Below are 1,168 nucleotides of genomic sequence, written 5' to 3' on the forward strand. Positions count from 1 at the left end.
ATCGAGACGATCACCATCCCCGATCCCGGCCCCAACGAGGTCGTCGTGAAAATCCAGGCCTGCGGGGTCTGCCACACCGACCTGCATTACCGCGAAGGCGGCATCAACGACGAATTCCCGTTCCTGCTCGGACACGAAGCCGCCGGCATCGTCGAGACCGTCGGCGACCGCGTCGAGCACGTCGAGGTCGGCGACTTCGTCGTCCTGAACTGGCGCGCGGTCTGTGGGGAATGCCGGGCCTGCAAACGCGGCACCCCGTGGTACTGCTTCGACACCCACAACGCCGCGCAGAAGATGACCCTCGACGACGGCACCGAACTGACCCCCGCCTTGGGGATCGGTGCGTTCGCCGAGAAGACCCTCGTCCACGAAGGACAGTGCACCAAGGTCGCTGCCGACGCCGATCCCGCCGTCGTCGGGCTGCTCGGCTGCGGAGTGATGGCCGGGCTCGGGGCGGCGATGAACACCGGCCACGTCTCACGCGGTGATTCGGTCGCGGTGATCGGCTGCGGCGGTGTCGGTGACGCCGCGATCGCCGGAGCGCGTCTGGCGGGGGCGTCGACGATCATCGCGGTCGACCGTGACAAGGGAAAACTCGACTGGGCCCTCGAACTCGGGGCCACCCATACCGTCGACTCCTCGGTTCTCGACGCGGTCGAGGCCATCCAAGAGTTGACCGGGGGTTTCGGTGCCGATGTGGTCATCGACGCCGTCGGCCGCCCGGAAACCTGGAAGCAGGCGTTCTACGCGCGTGATCTGGCCGGCACCGTCGTGCTCGTCGGGGTGCCGACACCGGAGATGACCCTCGAGATGCCGTTGATCGACTTCTTCTCCCGCGGCGGATCGCTGAAGTCGTCCTGGTACGGCGACTGCCTACCCGAACGCGACTTCCCGCAGTTGGTGGATCTGTATCAGCAGGGCCGGTTGCCGCTCGAGAAGTTCGTGTCCGAGCGGATCGGCATCGAGGACGTCGAGGCCGCGTTCGACAAGATGCATCAGGGCACCGTGCTGCGGTCGGTCGTGGTCCTGTGAGCGGGACGTTTCGTGTCCAGAACGTCGTCACGTCAGGAACGTTCAGCCTCGACGGCGGCACCTGGGATGTCGAGAACAACATCTGGCTGATCGGCGACGACGACGAGGTGGTGATCGTCGACGCCGCCCACACCGC

General features: G+C 66.4%; 1 protein-coding gene and 1 pseudogene. Both read left to right on the forward strand.

Annotated elements, in window-relative coordinates:
* On the forward strand, window positions 1-1,032 hold a 1,032-nt coding region (locus CH286_RS27525; protein WP_441347147.1), incomplete at its 5' end, for an S-(hydroxymethyl)mycothiol dehydrogenase.
* Window positions 1,029-1,168, forward strand: a pseudogene (locus tag CH286_RS28340) (MBL fold metallo-hydrolase); the annotation flags it as partial. The gene CH286_RS27525 and the pseudogene CH286_RS28340, both read left to right, overlap by 4 nt.

Origin of the sequence: Rhodococcus sp. WWJCD1 (assembly GCF_002258735.1) — a bacterium.
Classification (GTDB): domain Bacteria; phylum Actinomycetota; class Actinomycetes; order Mycobacteriales; family Mycobacteriaceae; genus Rhodococcoides.